General features: G+C 64.3%; 25 protein-coding genes and 2 tRNA genes. 5 read left to right on the top strand and 22 right to left on the bottom strand.

The features are described 5' to 3' along the window. Positions 1-33 precede the first annotated feature (33 nt). From nuoI to C8J45_RS04555, 17 genes are all read right to left on the bottom strand, one after another. Positions 34-519 (bottom strand): NADH-quinone oxidoreductase subunit NuoI, encoded by a 486-nt coding sequence (gene nuoI, locus C8J45_RS04635; protein WP_055877898.1) that lies wholly within the window; start codon positions 517-519, stop codon positions 34-36. After that, a complete protein-coding gene (gene nuoH, locus C8J45_RS04630) occupies positions 516-1,562 on the bottom strand; it encodes an NADH-quinone oxidoreductase subunit NuoH (RefSeq protein WP_056058320.1) in 1,047 nt (348 codons plus the stop codon). Before nuoH ends, nuoI begins: the two co-directional genes overlap by 4 nt. Next, complete coding sequence (gene nuoG, locus C8J45_RS04625) at positions 1,559-3,553, bottom strand: NADH-quinone oxidoreductase subunit NuoG (protein ID WP_107962013.1); 1,995 nt, start codon at positions 3,551-3,553, stop codon at positions 1,559-1,561. The genes nuoH and nuoG overlap by 4 nt, the downstream gene beginning before the upstream one ends. Further along, positions 3,553-4,854, bottom strand: a complete 1,302-nt coding sequence (gene nuoF, locus C8J45_RS04620) for an NADH-quinone oxidoreductase subunit NuoF (RefSeq protein ID WP_107955021.1) — start codon at positions 4,852-4,854, stop codon at positions 3,553-3,555. The genes nuoG and nuoF overlap by 1 nt, the downstream gene beginning before the upstream one ends. Beyond that, entirely contained in the window at positions 4,854-5,522 is a 669-nt protein-coding gene (locus tag C8J45_RS04615) for an NAD(P)H-dependent oxidoreductase subunit E (RefSeq protein WP_056048529.1), read from the bottom strand. The genes nuoF and C8J45_RS04615 overlap by 1 nt, the downstream gene beginning before the upstream one ends. Next, positions 5,522-6,733: an NADH-quinone oxidoreductase subunit D gene (locus tag C8J45_RS04610; protein WP_374956423.1), complete on the bottom strand. Its 1,212-nt coding sequence runs from the start codon at positions 6,731-6,733 to the stop codon at positions 5,522-5,524. The genes C8J45_RS04615 and C8J45_RS04610 overlap by 1 nt, the downstream gene beginning before the upstream one ends. A gap of 20 nt (positions 6,734-6,753) precedes the next feature. After that, positions 6,754-7,578, bottom strand: a complete 825-nt coding sequence (locus tag C8J45_RS04605; RefSeq protein WP_107962011.1) for an NADH-quinone oxidoreductase subunit C — start codon at positions 7,576-7,578, stop codon at positions 6,754-6,756. Next, entirely contained in the window at positions 7,575-8,123 is a 549-nt protein-coding gene (locus C8J45_RS04600; RefSeq protein WP_056058310.1) for an NADH-quinone oxidoreductase subunit B family protein, read from the bottom strand. The genes C8J45_RS04605 and C8J45_RS04600 overlap by 4 nt, the downstream gene beginning before the upstream one ends. Continuing rightward, complete coding sequence (locus tag C8J45_RS04595; RefSeq protein WP_056048518.1) at positions 8,114-8,488, bottom strand: NADH-quinone oxidoreductase subunit A; 375 nt, start codon at positions 8,486-8,488, stop codon at positions 8,114-8,116. Before C8J45_RS04595 ends, C8J45_RS04600 begins: the two co-directional genes overlap by 10 nt. 621 nt (positions 8,489-9,109) lie before the next feature. Continuing rightward, entirely contained in the window at positions 9,110-9,922 is an 813-nt protein-coding gene (locus C8J45_RS04590; RefSeq protein WP_056048515.1) for an inositol monophosphatase family protein, read from the bottom strand. Between the two features lie 163 nt (positions 9,923-10,085). Further along, complete coding sequence (efp, locus tag C8J45_RS04585) at positions 10,086-10,649, bottom strand: elongation factor P (RefSeq protein WP_093397280.1); 564 nt, start codon at positions 10,647-10,649, stop codon at positions 10,086-10,088. Positions 10,650-10,735: 86 nt separating this feature from the next. Further along, the gene (locus C8J45_RS04580; RefSeq protein ID WP_107962010.1) at positions 10,736-11,341 is read right to left on the bottom strand and encodes a M23 family metallopeptidase; all 606 of its coding nucleotides are present in this window, start codon (positions 11,339-11,341) and stop codon (positions 10,736-10,738) included. Between the two features lie 4 nt (positions 11,342-11,345). Continuing rightward, entirely contained in the window at positions 11,346-12,359 is a 1,014-nt protein-coding gene (locus C8J45_RS04575) for a L,D-transpeptidase (protein WP_374956415.1), read from the bottom strand. Positions 12,360-12,424: 65 nt separating this feature from the next. Next, positions 12,425-13,114, bottom strand: a complete 690-nt coding sequence (thiE, locus tag C8J45_RS04570) for a thiamine phosphate synthase (protein WP_107962009.1) — start codon at positions 13,112-13,114, stop codon at positions 12,425-12,427. 75 nt (positions 13,115-13,189) lie between these two features. Next, the gene (locus tag C8J45_RS04565; protein ID WP_107962008.1) at positions 13,190-14,110 is read right to left on the bottom strand and encodes a class I fructose-bisphosphate aldolase; all 921 of its coding nucleotides are present in this window, start codon (positions 14,108-14,110) and stop codon (positions 13,190-13,192) included. A gap of 14 nt (positions 14,111-14,124) precedes the next feature. Next, the gene (locus C8J45_RS04560) at positions 14,125-14,454 is read right to left on the bottom strand and encodes a type II toxin-antitoxin system PemK/MazF family toxin (protein WP_258191280.1); all 330 of its coding nucleotides are present in this window, start codon (positions 14,452-14,454) and stop codon (positions 14,125-14,127) included. Next, positions 14,451-14,681 (bottom strand): ribbon-helix-helix protein, CopG family, encoded by a 231-nt coding sequence (locus tag C8J45_RS04555; RefSeq protein WP_056482291.1) that lies wholly within the window; start codon positions 14,679-14,681, stop codon positions 14,451-14,453. Before C8J45_RS04555 ends, C8J45_RS04560 begins: the two co-directional genes overlap by 4 nt. Before the next feature lie 176 nt (positions 14,682-14,857). Here C8J45_RS04555 and C8J45_RS04550 point away from each other — a divergent pair, with 176 nt between their 5' ends. Beyond that, positions 14,858-15,313 carry a TlpA family protein disulfide reductase gene (locus C8J45_RS04550; RefSeq protein WP_374956422.1) on the top strand — a complete coding sequence of 152 codons (456 nt, stop codon included), beginning with the start codon at positions 14,858-14,860 and terminating at the stop codon, positions 15,311-15,313. Here C8J45_RS04550 and C8J45_RS04545 read toward each other — a convergent pair. The 3 genes from C8J45_RS04545 to gap form a co-directional block, all read right to left on the bottom strand. Further along, positions 15,310-16,500 carry a phosphoglycerate kinase gene (locus C8J45_RS04545; protein WP_107962007.1) on the bottom strand — a complete coding sequence of 397 codons (1,191 nt, stop codon included), beginning with the start codon at positions 16,498-16,500 and terminating at the stop codon, positions 15,310-15,312. The two genes, C8J45_RS04550 and C8J45_RS04545, sit on opposite strands and share 4 nt — an antisense overlap. Beyond that, complete coding sequence (locus tag C8J45_RS04540) at positions 16,497-16,907, bottom strand: MOSC domain-containing protein (RefSeq protein WP_181321114.1); 411 nt, start codon at positions 16,905-16,907, stop codon at positions 16,497-16,499. Before C8J45_RS04540 ends, C8J45_RS04545 begins: the two co-directional genes overlap by 4 nt. Positions 16,908-17,092: 185 nt before the next feature. Next, complete coding sequence (gap, locus tag C8J45_RS04535; protein ID WP_056048489.1) at positions 17,093-18,103, bottom strand: type I glyceraldehyde-3-phosphate dehydrogenase; 1,011 nt, start codon at positions 18,101-18,103, stop codon at positions 17,093-17,095. Positions 18,104-18,247: 144 nt separating this feature from the next. On the opposite strand from gap, the gene C8J45_RS04530 reads away from it, so the two are divergent. The 4 genes from C8J45_RS04530 to C8J45_RS04515 all read left to right on the top strand — a co-directional run bounded on the left by C8J45_RS04530 (position 18,248) and on the right by C8J45_RS04515 (position 19,676). Further along, the gene (locus C8J45_RS04530; RefSeq protein WP_181321090.1) at positions 18,248-18,442 is read left to right on the top strand and encodes a hypothetical protein; all 195 of its coding nucleotides are present in this window, start codon (positions 18,248-18,250) and stop codon (positions 18,440-18,442) included. Next, on the top strand, positions 18,442-18,750 hold the full coding sequence (locus C8J45_RS04525; protein ID WP_056048487.1) for a cell division protein ZapA: 309 nt from the start codon (positions 18,442-18,444) through the stop codon (positions 18,748-18,750). The genes C8J45_RS04530 and C8J45_RS04525 overlap by 1 nt, the downstream gene beginning before the upstream one ends. A 195-nt stretch (positions 18,751-18,945) precedes the next feature. Continuing rightward, positions 18,946-19,479 carry a 5-formyltetrahydrofolate cyclo-ligase gene (locus C8J45_RS04520; RefSeq protein ID WP_107962005.1) on the top strand — a complete coding sequence of 178 codons (534 nt, stop codon included), beginning with the start codon at positions 18,946-18,948 and terminating at the stop codon, positions 19,477-19,479. After that, the gene (locus C8J45_RS04515; protein ID WP_107962004.1) at positions 19,476-19,676 is read left to right on the top strand and encodes a DUF2842 domain-containing protein; all 201 of its coding nucleotides are present in this window, start codon (positions 19,476-19,478) and stop codon (positions 19,674-19,676) included. Before C8J45_RS04520 ends, C8J45_RS04515 begins: the two co-directional genes overlap by 4 nt. A 297-nt stretch (positions 19,677-19,973) precedes the next feature. Here the strand turns inward: C8J45_RS04515 and C8J45_RS04510 are convergent. After that, positions 19,974-20,050 (bottom strand) — tRNA-Asp (locus C8J45_RS04510). Between the two features lie 98 nt (positions 20,051-20,148). After that, a tRNA-Asp gene (locus C8J45_RS04505) sits at positions 20,149-20,225 on the bottom strand. Positions 20,226-20,251: the final 26 nt, after the last annotated feature.

The raw sequence follows: 20,251 nt of genomic DNA, 5'->3' as shown, positions 1-20,251 counted from the left end.
GACGGAGTTGATCTGTGTCATCGCGGCGCTCGCTTAACGGTACGGCGCATCGGCGGCAAGGTTCGCCGCGATCGCGCTTTCCCAACGGTCGCCATTATCGAGCAGCTTCGACTTGTCGTAGATCAGCTCTTCGCGCGTCTCGGTCGCGAACTCGTAGTTCGGCCCCTCGACGATCGCATCGACCGGGCACGCCTCGGCACACAGGCCGCAGTAAATGCACTTGGTCATGTCGATGTCGTAACGCGTGGTGCGGCGCGAGCCGTCGTCACGCGGCTCGGCCTCGATCGTGATCGCCTGCGCAGGGCACACGGCCTCGCACAGCTTGCACGCGATACAACGCTCTTCGCCGTTCGGATAGCGACGCAACGCATGCTCGCCACGGAACCGCGGCGACACCGGGTTACGCTCGTACGGATAGTTGATCGTCGCCTTTTCCTTGAAGAAATAGCGAAGCGTCAACGCGTGCGCCTTTACGAATTCCCACAGAGTAAACGACTTGATGATCTGAGCGACGCTCATGAACCCACTCCAACGCGCGTCAGCATGAGATAGCCCGACACGAGGAAAACCCAGAACAGCGAGACGGGGAGGAAGACCTTCCAGCCGAGCCGCATCAGCTGATCGTAGCGATAGCGCGGCACGGTCGCCTTCACCCAGCTGAACAGGAAGAAGAAGAACAGGATCTTGGCGAACAGCCAGATGATCCCCGGCACGTAATACAGCGGCGCCCAGTCGACCGGTGGCAGCCACCCGCCCCAGAACAGCGTCGCATTGAGCGCGCACATCAGCAGCACGTTGGCGTACTCGCCGAGCCAGAACAGCGCGAACGACATTGACGAATATTCGGTCTGGTACCCGGCGACGAGCTCGCTCTCCGCCTCGGTCAGATCGAACGGCGCGCGCTGAGTCTCCGCCAGCGACGAGATGAAGAACATCACCGCCATCGGGAACATCAGCGGGTTCAGGATGTACCCGTTGAAAAACCAGACGTGCGACTTTTGCGCCATCACGATCGCCGACAGGTTGAAGCTGCCGGTCCACAGCACGACCGAAATCAGGATGAAGCCGATCGCGACCTCATACGATACCATCTGCGCGGCCGCACGAAGCGCCGAATAGAACGGGTATTTCGAGTTCGACGCCCAACCCGACAGGATGATCCCGTACACGCCGAGCGACGAGGCCGCGAGTACGTAGAGCAGCCCGACGTTTATGTCCGCCAGCACGACGCCGACGCCGAACGGCACTACCGCCCAGACGATCAGCGCGACCGTGAAGGTGATGATCGGTGCCAGCAGGAACAGCGTCCGGTTGGCGGCTGCGGGGACGATCGTCTCCTGCAGGAACACCTTCAGGCCGTCGGCAAAGCTCTGCAACAGACCGAACGGACCGACGACGTTCGGACCACGCCGCAACGCCATCGCCGCCCAGATCTTACGGTCGGCATAGATGATCATCGCCACCGCCAGCATCAGCGGCAGCGCGATCACGAGGATATCGATGATCGTCGCGAGAAAGAACGCCCAGTCGTAACCGAGCGAGGATTCGAACCAGGAGATCATTCGGCTGCCTCCGCGTAATCTTCCCCGTGGAGAAGTTCGGCCGAGCAGCGCTGCATCGTCGGCGACGCACGGCAGATCGCGTTGGTCAGGTAGAAATCCTTGATCGGATAGCCGGCGAGGACGCCCTGCCCTTCACCATTCAGCAAGGGCGGGTTCCACTCGAACGTCGCGAGCGCCTGATGACGCAACGCAGGCACGTCCGCGTACATTTCCTCGCGCAGTCCCTCGAAGCTGTCGAACGGTAGCGTGTGGCCGAGCGTGTCGGACAGCGCGCGGAAGATCGACCAGTCGTCGCGCGCGTCGCCCGGTGCGAACACCGCGCGCTCGCCGCGCTGGACACGGCCCTCGAGATTGACCCACGTGCCCGACTTCTCGGCATAGGTAACGCTCGGCAGGATGACGTCGGCAGCCGCCGCACCCTTGTCCCCGTGATGTCCCACGAACACCTTGAAGCCCGCGAACTTCGAGTAATCGACCTCGTCCGCGCCGAGGAAGAAGCCAAGCTTCGCCTCCATAACGTCGGCGATACCGCCCTTCTGCGCATAACCGAGCATCAGCCCACCCATCCGCGAGGCCGCCATGTGGACGACGTTGAAGCCGTTCCAGTCCGCCTTCACGAGACCGAGCGTATCGACGAGCTTCAGCGCAGCCGCATGGCCACCCTTCAGCGCGCCGCCACCGACGATCACCATCGGACGCTCAGCCTTGCCGAACGCCTCGGTCACCGTCTCGGGAAGCTTGCCGAGCAGCGCCAGATCGTCGCCGAGCCACTCGACCTTGTACGTCAGGTCCGTCTCCGGCCCGATCGCAAAGACCTTCGCGCCCTTCTTGATCGCTTTGCGCACCCGCGTGTTCACCAGCGGCGCTTCCCAGCGCAAATTGGTGCCCACCAGCAGGATCGCATCGGCGCGCTCGGTGCCGGCGATCGTCGTGTTGAAATTGACCGCAGCGATGCTCGTCGCGTCATAGTCCATGCCGGTTTGACGGCCTTCGAGCAGGCTCGAACCCATCTTCGCCAACAGCGCCTTGGCGGCGTACATCGTCTCGCAATCGACCAGATCGCCAGCGACGGCCGCAACGCTCGACCCGGCGTTCACAGCCTTGATCGCCGCAAACGCTTCGTCCCACGTCGCGGGAACCAGCTTGCCGTTCACCCGGACATAAGGCTTGTCTAGGCGACGACGCACGAGACCGTCGATCGCGTGGCGCGTCTTGTCGGTCGCCCACTCCTCGTTCACGTCCTCGTTGATCCGCGGCACGCAACGCAGCACCTGGCGACCACGGCTGTCGAGCCGGATGTTGGTGCCGACCGCGTCCATCACGTCGATCGTCAGCGTCTTGCGCAATTCCCAAGGACGCGCCTCGAACGCGTACGGCTTCGACGTCAACGCACCCACGGGGCACAGATCGACGACGTTGCCGGACAGCTCGCTCTTGACCGCATTCTCAAGATACGAGGTGATCTGCATGTCCTCGCCGCGGAAGATCGCACCGATCTCCTCGACGCCGGACACTTCCTCAGCGAACCGGATGCAGCGCGTGCACTGAATGCAGCGGGTCATGACCGTCTTGACGATCGGGCCCATATACTTCTCGGTGACCGCGCGCTTGTTCTCGTCGTAGCGCGAATGGCCGCGGCCGTAGGCGACAGACTGGTCCTGGAGATCGCACTCGCCGCCCTGATCGCAGATCGGGCAATCGAGCGGATGGTTGATCAGCAAGAATTCCATGATGCCCTCGCGGGCATTCTTCACCATCGGCGAGTTGGTGAAGATCTCCTGCTTGTCCGCCGCCGGTAGCGCGCACGACGCCTGCGGCTTGGGCGGACCAGGCTTCACCTCGACCAGGCACATCCGGCAATTGCCGGCGATGCTGAGGCGCTCATGATAACAGAAACGCGGGATCTCCTTGCCGGCAAGCTCGCACGCCTGCAGCACGGTGGCACCGGCAGGCACCTCGATCTCTACGCCATCGACTTTGACTAAGGGCATTACTCTGCGGCTTCCATCATCGGCGCGGTGTCGCCACCGCGCTCACGGATACGGCGCTCCATCTCGGGGCGGAAATGCTTGATCAGGCCCTGGATCGGCCATGCGGCTGCGTCGCCGAGCGCGCAGATCGAGTGACCCTCGACCTGCTTGGTGACCTGCTGGAGCATGTCGATCTCGGACAGCTCGGCGTCGCCGGTGCGCATCCGCTCCATCACGCGCCACATCCAGCCGGTGCCCTCGCGGCACGGCGTGCACTGGCCGCAGCTCTCATGCTTGTAGAAGTACGAGATGCGGCTGATCGCGCGGACGATGTCGGTCGACTTATCCATGACGATGATCGCCGCGGTGCCGAGGCCCGAACCGACTGCCTTCAAGCCGTCGAAGTCCATCGCGCAGTCCATGATCTGCGCAGCGGGCACCAATGGCACCGACGAGCCGCCCGGGATCACCGCGAGCAGATTGTCCCAGCCGCCACGGATGCCACCGCAATGCGTCTCGATCAGGTCGCGGAACGAGATGCTCATCTCTTCCTCGACCACGCACGGCTTGTTCACATGGCCGCTGATCTGGAACAGCTTGGTGCCACGGTTGTTCTCCGCGCCGAAGCTGGAGAACCACGCCGCGCCGCGCCGCAGGATCGTCGGCGCAACCGCGATCGATTCGACGTTGTTGACCGTCGTCGGGCAGCCATAAAGGCCCGCACCGGCAGGGAAAGGTGGCTTCAGCCGCGGCTGGCCCTTCTTCCCTTCGAGGCTCTCCAACATCGCGGTCTCTTCGCCGCAGATGTACGCGCCAGCGCCACGGTGCACGAACACGTCGAAATCGTAACCCGACCCGCACGCGTTCTTGCCGATGAAGCCGCGATCGTACGCCTCCGCGACGGCTGCGAACAGCGTCTCGGCCTCGCGAATATACTCGCCGCGGATATAGATGTATGCCGCACGCGCTCGCATCGCGAACCCGGCGATCAGCGCACCTTCGATCAGCTTGTGCGGATCGTGGCGGATGATTTCGCGATCCTTGCAGCTGCCCGGCTCGGATTCATCGGCGTTGATGACGAGGAAGTTCGGCCGATCGGGCTTCGGCTCCTTCGGCATGAACGACCATTTGGTGCCGGTCGGGAAGCCCGCGCCGCCACGGCCACGCAGACCAGACGCCTTCATCACGTCGATGATCGCGTCCTGGCCGAGCGCCATCAGGTCCTTGGTATTGTCCCAATCGCCGCGCATGATCGCTGCGTCGATGGTCCACGGCTGGAAACCGTAGACGTTGGTGAAGATGCGGTCCTTGTCGGCGAGCATCAGGCCCACTCCCCCCGGTAATCGTGGTTCGCGTCGACCATCGCCTTCAGCGAGGTCGGGCCGCCTTCGGGGCAGCTTGCGCGACGACCGAATTGCGGACCCGGCGTCGGGTGCCCGCCATTGGCCAGCGCCTCGAGGATCTCGGTCGTCTTGTCGTAGTCGAGGTCTTCGAAGTTATCGTCGTTGATCTGCACCATCGGCGCATTCGCGCACGTGCCCAGGCACTCGACCTCGGTCAGCGTGAACATGCCGTCCGGCGTCGTGCCACCCTTGACGAGGCCACGGTTCTTGCACGCGGCAAGAACATCGTCCGACCCGCGCAGCATGCACGGCGTCGTGCCGCAGACCTGGACGTGGAAGCGACCGACCGGCGCGAGATTGAACATCGTGTAGAAGGTCACGACCTCATACACGCGCATGTACGGCACGCTGATCTGACGCGCGACGAACTCGATCACCGGCACCGGCAACCAGCCCTGCGTCTGCGTTTCCGCACCGACCTGGCGCTGCGCCAGATCGAGCAGCGGGATCGACGCGGACTGCTCGCGACCCTTGGGATAGCGCCCGAGGATCTCGTTCGCCTTCACCTGATTCTCGTCCGTCCACGCGAACGAACCCCAGCGTGCGCGAGTCTCGGCCTCGTCGGGAATTTTCGGAGCTTCAGCCATCAGCGGTCACATTCACCAAAAACGATATCCATCGCGCCGAGGATCGCGGTCGTATCCGCCAGCATGTGACCCTTCGCCATGAAGTCCATTGCCTGGAGATGCGAGAACGCGGTCGGGCGGATCTTGCAGCGGTACGGCTTGTTCGAGCCATCGGCGACCAGATACACGCCGAACTCGCCCTTGGGGCTTTCGGTCGCGACATAGACGTCACCGGCGGGCACGTGGAAGCCCTCGGTATAGAGCTTAAAGTGATGGATCAGCGCTTCCATCGACTGCTTCATCTCACCACGCTTGGGCGGCACGACCTTGCGATCGAGCGACGCGATCGGCCCCTCGGGCATGTCGCGCAGGCACTGCTTCATGATCCGCGCGGACTGACGCACTTCCTCGACGCGCACCATGAACCGGTCATAGCAATCGCCGCGCGTGCCGACCGGCACCTCGAAGTCCATCTTCGCGTACACATCATAAGGCTGCGACTTGCGCAGATCCCAGGCGATGCCCGAGCCGCGGATCATCGGGCCCGAAAAGCCCCACTTGATCGCGTCGTCGCGGCTGACCACGGCGATGTCGACGTTGCGCTGCTTAAAGATGCGGTTGTCCGCGACGAGCGAGATCGCATCCTCGAACAGCCGCGGCAGGCGCGTGTCGAGCCAGTCGCCGATGTCGGCGAGCAGCTTCAGCGGCGCATCCTGATGCACGCCACCGGGACGGAAATAGTTCGAATGCATGCGCGCGCCCGAGACGCGCTCGAAGAAGTTCATGCAGTCTTCGCGGATCTCGAACAGCCACAAGTTCGGCGTCATCGCGCCGACGTCCATGACGTGCGACCCAAGGTTGAGCATGTGGTTCGAGATGCGCGTCAGCTCGGCGAAGAACACCCGCAGATACTGCGCGCGCTCGGGCACTTCGAGGTCGAGCAGCTTCTCGACCGCCAACACCCAGCTATGCTCCATGCACAGCGGCGAGCAATAATCGAGACGATCGAAATACGGCAGCGCCTGCGTGTACGTCTTGTACTCGATCAGCTTCTCGGTGCCGCGATGCAGCAGGCCGACATGCGGATCGACGCGCTCGACGATCTCGCCGTCGAGTTCCATGACGAGACGGAGCACACCGTGCGCCGCGGGATGCTGCGGACCAAAGTTGATCGTGTAGTTCTGGATCGTGACGTCGCCGGTCGTCGGATCGGCTGCGTCGGCTTCACCCAGAAGCTCTTCGACATACAGACTCACTGGTTCTGTCCTCCACCCTTGGTCGGGACCACGTCGGGGTTCGCAGGCTTCGGCGTCGCATCGGACTCCGGCTTGCCAGCGCCCGTCTGCGCGGTCGACCCGGTGCTCTTGGGTTCGGTCGGAGCCTGCGTCGGCGACTGCGCCGCATTGGCCTTGACGATCGTGTCAGCCGACAACGGCGTCTGCGCGCCCTTCGCCTGCGGCAACGCACCCTTCTCGTCACCCGGGAGCACGTAGTTCGCACCCTCCCACGGACTCATGAAATCGAACGTACGGAAATCCTGCGCAAGCTGCACGGGCTCGTACACGACGCGCTTCGACTCTTCCGAATAGCGCAGCTCAACATACCCGGTCAGCGGGAAGTCCTTGCGCTGCGGATGACCACGGAAGCCGTAATCGGTCAGGATTCGACGCAGGTCCGGGTTGCCGCTGAACAGCACGCCGTACATGTCGTACACTTCCCGCTCGAGCCAGCCGGCAACCGGCCAGATGTCCGTCACCGACGGCACCGGCTTTTCCTCGTCGGTCGCGACATGCACGCGCAGGCGATGGTTCCGCGTCAGCGAAAGCATGCAATAGACGACCTCGAAACGCTCTGCGCGATCCGGATAGTCGACGCCGGCGATCTCCATGAGCTGCTGATAGGCAAGCCCCGGCGTATCGCGCAGCGCGATCATCGCGCCATACAGGTCTTCGCGACGGACGTGCAGCGCGACTTCACCGACATGGTCGACCGCGTCGAGCAGCATGCCGCCGAGCGCCGCGCGGGCGCTGTCAATCACGCCGTCGTTCGACGCGTAAGCTGGTGCGGGAGCCCTCAACGCTCGATGCTCCCGGACCGCCGGATCTTCCGCTGCAACTGCATGATGCCGTACAGCAGCGCCTCAGCCGTCGGCGGGCACCCGGGGACGTAGATGTCCACTGGCACGATCCGATCGCAGCCACGAACGACGCTGTAGCTGTAGTGATAATAGCCGCCGCCATTCGCGCACGATCCCATCGAGATCACGTACTTGGGCTCCGACATCTGGTCGTAGACCTTGCGGAGCGCCGGCGCCATCTTATTGCACAGCGTGCCGGCAACGATCATCACGTCCGACTGGCGCGGCGACGCGCGCGGTGCGGCGCCGAAACGCTCCAGATCGTAGCGGGGCATGTTGACGTGGATCATCTCGACCGCGCAGCACGCGAGCCCGAACGTCATCCACCACAGCGAGCCGGTACGGGCCCACTGGAACAGCTCCTCGGTCGACGTGACGAGGAAACCCTTGTCCGTCAGTTCACCGTTCAATCCGTCGAAAAAGCCCTGGTCGGGTGGCACCAGCGAACTGGGCGAACCGGGTGCGGGCTGAAGCTCTACTCCCAATCGAGTGCTCCCTTCTTCCATGCGTAGACGAGGCCAAGGGCCAATTCGCCGATAAAGATCATCATCGAAATCCACGCGGTCCAGCCGAGCGTGAAGACCGAGACGGCCCAGGGATACAGGAACGCGGCCTCGAGATCGAAGATGATGAAGAGGATAGCGATCAGGTAGAAGCGTACGTCGAACTGGCTCCGCGGATCCTCGAATGCGGGAAAGCCGCATTCGTATTCGCTGAGCTTCTCGGGCGTAGGCTTGTGTGACCCCGTGAGGCGCGAGACGGCCATCGGCAGGAACACGAACGTGCTCGACAATGCGATGGCGATCCCGAGGAACAGGAGGATCGGAAGATAGTGCGACAGGTCGACCAAATTGCTTCTCGCAAGTGCGAACGGAACGGGGCCGCTTTAGGCCGATGGGGGGTGATGGGCAAGGCGTGGAGGGTGTGAGAATCACTCGCAAGTGGAGGGGCCGGGGTGGCGGGAAACATGCGTTACTCGGCGTGCTCGGCTGTACTTGACGTGCCCAGCTACAGCCGGGGCTGCTGAAAATAGCGGAACATCGCCAAACCTTCTCCGTCACCCCGGACTGGTTCCGGGGGCCACGGTGCCGCAAACCAACGGTGGGAGAGGCCGCGGAACGGTAGATGCCGGAACAAGACCGGCCTGACGGACTTGAATGAAGTCCGCACCGCAACCCACTCCGCCCCCACCTACCCGTCACCCCAGCGAAAGCTGGGGTATCATGGTTGGCGAGCGCGCCAGCTATCACGGGGATACCCCAACTTTCGCTGGGGTGGCGGATAGGGTGGCAGTACCACGTTCACACGGGTGAACGGATTGCTCTCCGACCTCACGATCCTCCCCGCCAGGGGGAGGTGGCACCGAAGGTGACGGAGGGGGAGGACCCGGAACAGAGGTTGCCCTTACCTCCCCCTCCGACTGGCAAGCGCCAGCCACCTCCCCCTGGCGGGGGAGGATCGTTCGCGAGGCTTAGCGCAGCGCGCCGGCCACCAGCTTATGCAGCCGCGAATGCAGCGCGTCGTTCGCCGCAAGAAACTCGTTACGCTCCATCGCGCGATCGCCGCCGCGGAAGTCGGTGACGAAACCGCCGGCTTCCTTCACCAGCAGCATCCCCGCAGCAACGTCCCATGGCTTCAGGTTCGATTCCCAGAACCCATCGAACCGGCCCGCAGCCAGCCACGCCAGATCCAACGCCGCAGCACCCAAACGACGAATCCCCGCAACCTCAGGCGCAACCGCACCGAAAATCCGGCTCCACTGTGCGAAGTCGCCATGCCCCAGGAACGGAATCCCCGTAGCGATCAGCGATTCGGACAAATCACGCCGCGACGACACGCGCAGGCGCTGGTCGGTGAGCCAAGCGCCCCGGCCCTTTTCCGCCCAGAAGCTCTCATCAGTCAGCGGCTGATACACCAACGCGGTGGTGACCTCGCGCTTGCCGTTCGGCATCGGCTCCTCGACCGCGATCGAGATGCAGAAATGCGGGATACCGTGGAGGAAGTTCGACGTCCCATCCAGCGGATCGACGATGAACCGCGGCTTGTTCGGATCACCCTCGACCTCGCCGCGCTCTTCCATCAGCATGCCCCAGTCGGGACGGGCGTGGCTGAGCTCTTCGAAGATCGTCTGCTCGGCGCGCTGGTCGGCCTGGCTGACGAAGTCGGCCGGACCCTTGCGGCTTACCTGGAGCTGCTGGACCTCGTTGAAGTCGCGGCGCAGGCGCGGCGCAGCCTTGCGGGCGGCGCGCTCGATGACGGTCATGATGCCGGAATGGCTGGGCATGGTATTCTATCTCCCCCCTCCCGCAAGCGGGAGGGGCCGGGGGTGGGCTCGCGCTATCAGCGTCGCGCGGCATCGAAATTGTTCGCGCCATACAGGTTGCGCGACGTGGAGGGCGGGCGCCCACCCCCCGGCCCCCTCCCGCTTGCGGGAGGGGGAGCAGTTATCAGTCCGCGCGCCTAACGTAGGTCTGCTCGTAGACATCGACCACGATCCGCGTGCCGGCACCAATATGCGGCGGCACCATCACGCGCACGCCGTTTTCGAGCACGGCAGGCTTGTAACTCGACGAAGCGGTCTGCCCCTTCACGACGGCATCAGCCTCGACGATCAGCGCCTCGATCGTGTCGGGCAGCTGGACCGAGATCGGCCGCTCTTCCCAGAGCTCCATCACCACGTCCATGCCGTCCTGCAGGAACGCCGCGGCGTCGCCCAAGATGTCGGCGTCGAGCGAGATCTGCTCGTAATTGATCTTGTCCATGAAGGTGAGCATGTCGCCTTCCCGGAACAGGAACTGGAAATCAACGGTCTCGAGCCGCACCTTCTCGACGCTCTCGGCGGAACGAAAGCGGATATTGTTCTTGCGGCCGTCGATGAGGTTCTTCATCTCGACCTGCATATAGGCACCGCCCTTGCCGGGCTGGGTGTGCTGAATCTTGACGGCGCGCCAGATGCCGCCCTCATATTCAAGAATGTTGCCGGGACGAATCTCGACCGCGTTGATCTTCATGACCGATTCCTGCTGGAAAGAGCTAGGGGCCGTCCGCGAAGCATAACCCTGGGGCATGACTCTGCGGAAACCCGAAGCGGCGGGCTTTAGCGAGACGACCCCGTTCCGGCAAGCAGCGGGTACGGGTTCACGTTCTCGCCCTGCCACCAGCGCTCACCGGGCTGCATCTTGGTCAGCCCGAAATGGAGGTGGTAATTGCCTGCCCCGGCGTCGCCGGTATCGCCGACATAGCCGAGCGTATCGCCCGCCTTGACCGCCGTCCCCTCGCGGATGCCGGCCGCGTACCCGGCAAGGTGTGCGTAATAATAGGTCCAGCGACGATCGGGCGAGCGGACGTAAAGCGTGATCCCGCCAAGCCCGCTCTGGAACAGCTTCTCGACCCGTCCCGGCGCGGCCGCGAGGACCGGCGTCCCACTTGGCGCCATAATGTCGGTCCCGTGATGGCCGCGCAGACCGCCTCCCCGCGCATCGTTCCAGCTATTCGCTATCGCCTTGCGTGGGACGCCCGCCACCGGGACAGCCAGCGCCCCCGGCGTCACGGTAACAGCAGCGACTTCTGCGCGAGGCGCCGACTGACGCCAAGGCACCCGCCGCTCGATGCCGCTACCGCTGCTCCCGAACGACACCATCGAGGCGAACGCGCCAACCGCCACCACGATCAGCCCAAGAATGATCCAGAACGTCCGCGTCATCGCTTCAAGCCTGGAACACGGCCTTGGTCCCCGGCTTGATCATCATCGACAATCGCGCCGCGTCCCAGTTCGTCAGGCGGATACAACCATGGCTCTCGGCACGCCCGATCGTCTCGGGGTTCGGCGTACCGTGAATGCCGTAATGCTCCTTCGACAGGTCCATCCAGACGACGCCGACCGGACCGTTCGGCCCCGGCGGCAGCATCTCCTTCTGCTGCCCCTTCTTCGCATCCCAGAACAGCGCCGGATTGAAGTGGAACTTCGGGTTGTAGTCGGAGCCCTTGATGGTCCACGTGCCAAGCGGCAGCGGATCGTGGCTCGACCCCATCGTCGCGGAGAACTGCGCGATCAGCTTGTCGTTCGCGTCGAGCACGCGCAACACGCCGTCCGACTTGTCGACGACGATGTGATCGGCCTGAGGCTGCTTCGCATCGACGTTCAGCATGGTGAGCGTGGCTATCCAATCCGGCTTCAGCTTCGGGTCATACGCGCGAGAAGACGGAAGCGCGTTCGGGAACACCACCTTCGTGCCCGGCGTCAGCTTAGTCGTCGGCGAATTCAGCGCCACGATCACCGCCGGCGTCGTGTGGAACATCTCGCCGAGCTTCTCCATGACGTTCTTGTAGCCCAGCGATGGCAGCTCGGCCTGCTTGGCCGGATCCTTCGGGAACGGATTGACGAACGGCCCCGCCAGCATCTCCGGCGTCAGCGCGACCGTTACGGTCGGCCGCGCAGAGCGGTACGGATACAGCGCCTGCAACGTCCGCGCGTCGGACTTGCCGGTAATCGGCAGCCCCTTCGCCTCCTGGAACCCCTTCAGCGCCGCCACCAGCGACTGCCCGCCGCGCCCGTCGAGCACGCCCGGCCCGAAACCGAGATGGTCGAGGATCACCTGCACGTGCAGGATGTTGCGATCAATCGGTACGGGCTTGGTCGGCGCTGTCTGCGCCAACGCGGGCGACGCGGCACCCAGCAGGCATGCCGCAAGAACCGAAGCCTTCATCGCAAATGCCATCATGCCCATCATCCCCAACCGTTACGCTGCTGCATCAAACGGTCGGGACGACGGTTGTTTCCAACGGCTCAGCGCTTCGCGAGAACCTCGCCGAACGCCTTGATCGCAGCGACCTCGTCGCCACCCCAGACGCCGCCCGACACAGCGATGAAGTCCGCCCCCGCGGCAACCAGCGGCGCCGCATTCTCCGGCGTAATCCCGCCGATCGCGACGCACGGCATCTCGAACAGCGTCGACCACCACGACAGGATGACCGGCTCGGCCATATGCTCGACCGTCTTCGTCGTCGTCGGATAGAACGCCCCGAACGCAACGTAATCGGCCCCAGCCTCGCCCGCTTCCATCGCCAGATGACGGCTGCCATGACAGCTCACGCCGATCTGCGCGTTAGGTCCAAGCTGCGCCCGCGCCTCCCGCGGATCGCCATCGTCCTGCCCGAGATGCACGCCGTCCGCATCGAGCCGCTTGGCCAGCCCGATATCGTCGTTGACGATGAACGCGACATCGCGCTCGGCACAGATCTCGCGCAACGGCTCGCCGAGCGCGGCCGCCGCATGCTGGTCGATATCCTTCACGCGGAACTGGAACGCCGCTACGGGGCCAGCATCAAGCGCGCGGGCAAGGCGCTCCGGAAAGTCGCCACCAACGTCCAGCGGCGATACCAGGTAAAGCTGGCAAGCCGGCCGGCGCATGTCGCGGCGGAAATTCTCGGCGAAATTGGGATCGAGCGGGCCCAGCGGATCTTCGAATTCGGTCATGTCCGCCCCCTAGCCGCTCATACCCGCCACGTCACCCCGGCGCATGACCGAGGCGACGTGCAGACAAACCGAGGCTTATTCCTCGTTCTTGTAGATCCGGATGATCCGGTCGAGCATCGCCAGCGCTTCGTCGCGCGGGCGCTGGAAGGTGTTGCGGCCGATGATCGAGCCGTTGCCGCCGCCGTCGCGAATGTCGCGCGCGTCCTGGAAGATCGCGTCCTCGCCCTTCGACGCGCCGCCCGAGAAGACGTTGATGCGACGTCCGGCAAAGCTCGATTGGACGACGTGCTTCACGCGGTCCGACTGCTTCGACCAGTCGGTGTTCGCATACAGTGGCTTGGCTTCCTTCTGCTCGATATGCGCGGTCGGCAGCTTGGTCTTGATGATGTGCGCGCCGAGCAACGCCGCGATGTGCGCGGCATAGGCACCGACGTCGAGCGCGAGCTCGCCGTCCTTGGTCAGCTCGCCGCCGCGCGGATACGACCAGATCACTGTCGCGATGCCGACCGACTTCGCCTCTTCGCTCAGCTCGCGGATTTCCTCGACGAGGTCGAAGAACTGGTCCGCGCCCGGATAGATCGTGAAGCCGATCGCCGCCGATCCGAGCCGTACCGCGTCCGACACCGTTGCCGTCACCGCCTGGTCGATCGTCGTCGCCCAGCTGTTCGAGCTGTTGCACTTCAGGATCGTCGGGATCTGCCCGGCAAACGTATCCGCCCCCGCTTCGAGCATCCCGAGCGGCGCGGCATAGGCGCTGAGCCCCGCATCGATCGCCAGCTGGTAATGGTAATGCGGGTCGTATGCCGCCGGATTGACCGAGAAGCTGCGCGCCGGGCCATGTTCAAAGCCCTGGTCGACCGGCAGGATCACGAGCTTGCCGGTGCCGCCAAGCTTGCCCTGCATCAGGATGCGCGCGAGGTTCGCCTTCACCGCCGAACTGGTGCCTTCATACTTGTCGAGAATGGTTTTGACTTGCGGAGTGATCGTGGAAGTCATGCTGAAATCCTGTCTTAGAGTTCGAGCCAGCGGCGCAGCGCGTCGTCGACTCGGGTCATGGTGGTGATGGGTATCGTACCGATAATCTTGACGATCTTGTTGCGGTCGAGCGTATCGACCTTGTCGATCTGGATCTCGCTATCGCGAAATAGGCCGGTTTCCGCCGATGCCTCGAGCGACACGCGAAACAGGTTCGTCCCGCTAATGACACTGGTCAGCGGGCACAGAGAAATCGTCGCGTGATCTGCAAAAAGGTCTGATTGGACCACAAGAAAGGGGCGCGGCTTGCCAGAGAAATCGCCCTTGCCCGCTCCGACGACGATCATACCGCGGACGAATTTCATGCAGGGGGCGCCCCGATGAGTGCGTCCCAATCCTCTTCACCTGCCTGCCTATCGTGATCAGCCGCCGCGAGCGACTGACGCCGTGCCTCCGCCAGGAAAGCCTCGTCGTGGCGTTCGACATAGCGTCGCACGGCTTCGCGTGCGATATCGCTTTTGCTGCGCCCTTGGGTGCGCGCAACCGCCGCGAGTCGCTCTTCGAGTTCGCTATCGAGCCTGACGCCGAGCATCCGAGTCTCCGTTTAACATGTTAAACATAGGCGGGCGGGTGTTGAGGATCAACCCCGGCTGGACTGCAAACCTAGTGATTGACGTTGGATCTTTCGACGCCGACACTCTCGAAATACGGGGCGGGCGGCACAGGGGCGCGGCAATGAAGATCATGCAAGGCATCGTCGCATGCGCGATGATCGCGACCGCCTCCGCCGCGGCGGCCTCGGTAAAAATGGGTGAGCCGGCGCCGCCGTTCGAACTGACGTTGATCGACGGGAGCAAGGTGCGCAGTGTCGATCTGCACGGGCAGGTCGTCGTCTTGAACTTTTGGGCCACATGGTGCGGGCCGTGCAAGGCCGAGCTTCCGCTGCTCGACAGCTATTACCGCATTCGCAAGGACAACGGCCTGCGCGTGTTCGCGGTGGCAACGGAGGATTCGCTGCCGGCGTTCAAGCTGAAACCCCTGTTCGCCGCGATGACGATCCCGTCGGCGCGGCGAATCAAAGGGCCGTTCGCGGTGATGGGCGCCCTCCCCACCAACTACATCATCGATCGCGCCGGCGTGGTTCGCTATGCGAAAGCCGGCGCGTTCGACCTGAATGAACTCAATACTCTGCTCGTCCCGTTGCTGCGGGAACCGGCGCCTTAACGCGTCAGCGCCGCGACGCCGGGAAGGTCCTTGCCTTCCATCCACTCGAGAAACGCGCCGCCCGCCGTCGAGACGAACGTGAACGCGTCCGCAACGCCGGCGTGGTTGAGCGCCGCAACCGTATCGCCGCCGCCCGCGACCGAGACGAGTGAACCGCCTTCGGTGAGTGCCGCAGCGGTCTTGGCGAGCGCGACGGTCGCCTTGTCGAACGGCGGCGTCTCGAACGCACCGAGCGGACCATTCCACACCAGCGTGCGGCAGTTCTTCAGAGCGTCGCCGAGAGACTCGACCGCGGCCGGACCGACGTCGAGGATCATCTCGTCGGCGGCGACTTCGTGGACGTTGACGGTGCGGGTGGCGGGGTTCGGCTTGAACTCCTTGGCTACCACGACGTCATACGGCAGGTGAACCGTGCAGTTCGCCTTGTCGGCGGCTTCCATGATCTGTTCGCAAACGCTCGCAAGCTCATGCTCGCAAAGGCTTTTGCCGACATCGACGCCGCGTGCCGCCAGGAAGGTGTTCGCCATGCCGCCGCCGATGATCAGGTGATCAACCTTGGTAACGAGATGCCGCAGCACGTCGAGCTTCGACGACACCTTCGCGCCGCCGACGACCGCCGCGACCGGATGCTCGGGCTCGCCGAGCGCCTTCTGGAGCGCATCGAGTTCGGCTTCCATCGCCCGGCCGGCAAAGGCTGGGAGGACGTGCGCGAGGCCTTCGGTCGAGGCGTGCGCGCGATGGGCGGCGGAGAAGGCATCATTGACGTACAGGTCGCCAAGGCTTGCAAACCGCTGGACGACAGCCGCGTCGTTGGTCTCCTCGCCGCCGAAGAAGCGCGTGTTCTCCAGAACCGCGATATCGCCGGGCTCGAGCGTCGCGACGGCGTCGTCCGGCCCTTCCCAGTCGATGTAGCGGACTTCACGGCCCAGCACTTCGCTATACGGCTTCACGACCTGCGACAGCGAGAACTCCGCGCTCGGCACGCCCTTGGGACGGCCGAAATGCGCGAGGACGAGGACGATCGCGCCCTTGTCGGCGAGTTCGCCAACCGTCGCGACGGTGGCACGCAGGCGAGTATCGTCGGTGACGCGGCCATCGGCCATCGGCACGTTGAGGTCTTCGCGGACGAGCACGCGCTTGCCCTGGATGTCGCCCATATCATCGAGCGTCTTGAATGGCTTGGTCATGGTTCTTCGATCCTGATCTCATCACCGACGGCGATTCTGCCGCCCATCAAAACTCGGGCGCACGCCCCGCCACGCCAGTCCGGCGTCAGCGCGGCGAACAATCCTGGCGCCAGTGCATCCATGCGGTCGCACGGATCGGTGTGGCGCGTCACCTCCAGCACGACGTCCGCGCCGATGCGGAGCCGCGTGCCGGGTATCTGGGGAAGATCGAAGCCGTCGACGAGCAGATTGGCACGTCGTTCGTACCACGGAATATCGCGCCCGACTTCGGCCATCGCCGCGTCCCAGTCGCCACGTTCGAGCAACGTGACCTGCCGCCGCCCCTTGCCGCCTGGCTTCACGCGACCGCGAAAGTCGCCATGCAGGCCAGCCTCGATGGTGATCTCGACATCGTCGATGACCTCCATCGGGGCTTTGGCGCGGGCGTGGCGAGCGATCCCGGCGATCGTGCCAGCTGTCGACACACCCACTATGCCGTCACCCCAGCGAAAGCTGGGGTATCCCCATTGGCGGACGCCGCGACCCGAACGGGGAGATCCCAGCTTTCGCTGGGATGACGGACTAGGGGAATGGAACGCAGCGTCCGTCTACCTTAGATGAACTTCGCCATCGCGGTCGCCGTATCGACCATCCGGTTCGAGAAGCCCCACTCGTTGTCGTACCAGCTGACGACGCGAACCAGCTTGCCGTCGATCACCGCGGTCTCCAGGCTGTCGATCGTCGACGACGCCGGGGTATGCTGCAGATCGATCGACACCAGCGGCTCGTCCGACCAGTCGAGCACGCCGACCAGCGGGCCGCTCTCGGAGGCCGCCTTCAGCACCGCATTCACCTCTTCGCGCGTCGTATCGCGCGACGGGGTGAAGGTCAGGTCGATCAGCGAAACGTCCGGCACCGGCACGCGGATCGCCGAGCCGTCGAGCTTGCCCTTCAGCTCCGGCAGCACTTCGGCAACCGCACGTGCGGCACCCGTCGTGGTCGGGATCATCGACATCGCCGCAGCGCGTGCGCGACGCAGGTCCGGATGGATCTGGTCGAGGATCTTCTGGTCGTTGGTGTACGCATGCACGGTCGTCATCAGGCCGCGCTCGATGCCGATCGCATCGTTCAGCACCTTGGCGACGGGCGCGAGGCAGTTGGTGGTGCACGACGCGTTCGAGACGATCGTGTGCTCGGCGGTCAGCTTGTCATGGTTGACGCCGTAGACGACGGTCAGGTCGACGTTCTTGCCCGGTGCCGAGATCAGTACCTTCTTGGCACCCGCATCGAGATGCTTCTGGCAGCTTGCCTTGTCGGTGAAGAAGCCTGTGCATTCGAGCACGATGTCGACGCCCAGCTCGGCGTGCGGCAGGTTTGCCGGGTCACGCTCGGCGGTGACGCGGATGCGCTTGCCGTCGACGACCAGCTCGTTGCCCTCGGCCGAAACCTCACCCGGATACTTGCCGTGCACGCTGTCGCGCTTGAACAGCCAGGCGTTCGACTTGGCATCGCCGAGATCGTTGATCGCGACGAGTTCGAGTGCGCCGTTCGACTGTTCGAGTACCGCGCGGGCGACGAGACGGCCGATGCGCCCGAAACCGTTGATCGCAACCTTGACCGTCATTGCTGTATCTCCGCTACGCCCGCGAGTCCGTTCCGGGCGCGCAGCCTTTGCGGGGCGGTGGGGCGCCCTGTCAACACCGTGGATGGTGATGGGTTTCGCCTAAACCGACTTGTCGCACCCCCCGTCCATGCTATCTCGCATGGCATGTCAGAAACACTTCCCGACGGACCAACTGCCGTCGAACGGATCGACGCCGCGATCGCACGGATCGAATCCGCCATTGCAGCCCGCACCGAAGCCGGCGACGCGCTCGCCAAGCGCCACGCCGCCCTCAAGGCGCGGATGGCCGAAGCCGTCGCCGCGCTCGACGACGTCATCACGCGTGGGAGCCCCAACTGATGGCCCAGGTCATGCTCGATATCGGCGGCCGGCCCCACGCGGTTGCCTGTCGCGACGGCGAAGAGTCGCGCGTGCGGCTGCTGGGCGCGATGGTCGCCGAACGCTGGGCCACCGCGGACCGGGCGGCGGGCGGTCTCAGCGCCGAGCGCGCGATGCTGTTCGTAGCGCTGATGCTCGCCGACGACCTCGACGAAGCGGCGCATCGGCCGCCCGAAGGCTCGGCGGTCAGCGAGATCGCACTGACGCGGATCGCTGATCGTCTCGAAGGCCTTGCACAAGCCCTTGAGCTTAGCCCGCCCAACGCCTAGATTGGCTGTGGCGGGTTCTGCCCGGTACGAGCCTTTATTATCCCTGAGGCTATTCATCATCCATAGGGGGCTGTCCCTGTTAGGATCCTGGTCCGAAGCACATGGTCCCCACCTGACGTACCGTGCGTCAGTGGATAACCCGGCACACGGCCATGGTGGGCCCGCCACACCACCATCTTTCGAGGTCGCCCGCGCATGACCGACAAGAGCGCGCTGAGAGCCTCGCTCCGCACCGCGCGGGAAGCGTGCCCGCCAATTGAGCTTCCTGTGCCGTCGGCGTTTCTGGCACGGCTGAAACCTGGATTGACGGTCGCCTCCTATGTCCCGTTTGGAGGCGAAGCGGACCCCTCGCCCTTCGCGCGCGCCGCGGTCGATGCCGGATGCGTCATCGCCCTTCCCCATGTCGTCCGCCGCTCGCTGCCGATGCGCTTCCTGTCGTGGGCGACCGAGGCAGCACTGATCGCCGGACCATTCGGACTGCACCAACCCGCCGAGGACGCCGCAGAACTCGAACCTGACATCATTCTCACGCCGCTCGTCGGCTTCGACCGCAGCGGCAACCGGATCGGCCAGGGCGCCGGCTATTACGACCGCGCCTTCCTCGCGCACCCGAACGCCTGGCGTGTCGGCATTGCGTTGTCGGTGCAGGAAGTCGACACGCTGACCCCAGACCCGTGGGACGTCCCGCTCCACGCCATCGCCACCGAATCAGACTGGATCACGCCATGACGCCAACCTGGCGCAAACCCGTCGGCATGCTCGGCATCTTGCTACTGATCCTGGTATGGTGCGTAGCCATCGTCAGCCTGTCGAACATCGTCGGTAGCTGGCACTGGCTGGGGCAACTGGTGTTCTACGTGTTCACTGGCTTGATCTGGATAGCACCGCTGAAGCCGGTCCTGCGCTGGATGGAGCTCGGGCGGTAACGCAGCCCCGCCTGCTGTCTCCCTGAGCCGATGTGCTCCGCCACCCCCTGGCCCCTCCACCGTTCGTCCTGAGTAGCCATCGAGTAGTCGCCGAAGGCGGCGTATCGAGAGGGCGTATCGAAGGACAGGTTGGCGCGCGGAACCCATGCTTCGATACGAGCCCTCGATACGCTTCTTCGAAGCTACTCGGTCTCTACTCAGCACGAACGGAGTGGGGGAAGATGGTCCTGACCAAGCGGTAGGACTGGATGCTCGCAGCATCCAAAATTTTGAAGGGTCTCGGCCACCCCACTAGGGTGGCGCGAGTGACGGGACTCGAACCCGCGACCTCCGGCGTGACAGGCCGGCGCTCTAACCAACTGAGCTACACCCGCATTCCCAATGACGAACCCTGGCGCCCCAAAGGACACGCGGGAAGGCTCGTCAAAACCTCAACACTATCTCGAACCATCCACCCGGTCAGGGCAAACGATGGCGCGAGTGACGGGACTCGAACCCGCGACCTCCGGCGTGACAGGCCGGCGCTCTAACCAACTGAGCTACACCCGCTGAAACAGCGTGGAGGCGGCAACTAG

It is taken from the genome of Sphingomonas sp. PP-CE-3G-477, from assembly GCF_003050745.1.
Lineage (GTDB): Bacteria > Pseudomonadota > Alphaproteobacteria > Sphingomonadales > Sphingomonadaceae > Sphingomonas.
Note: the sequence above shows the minus strand (reverse complement) of the source record. Positions and strands in the feature narration are given on the sequence as shown.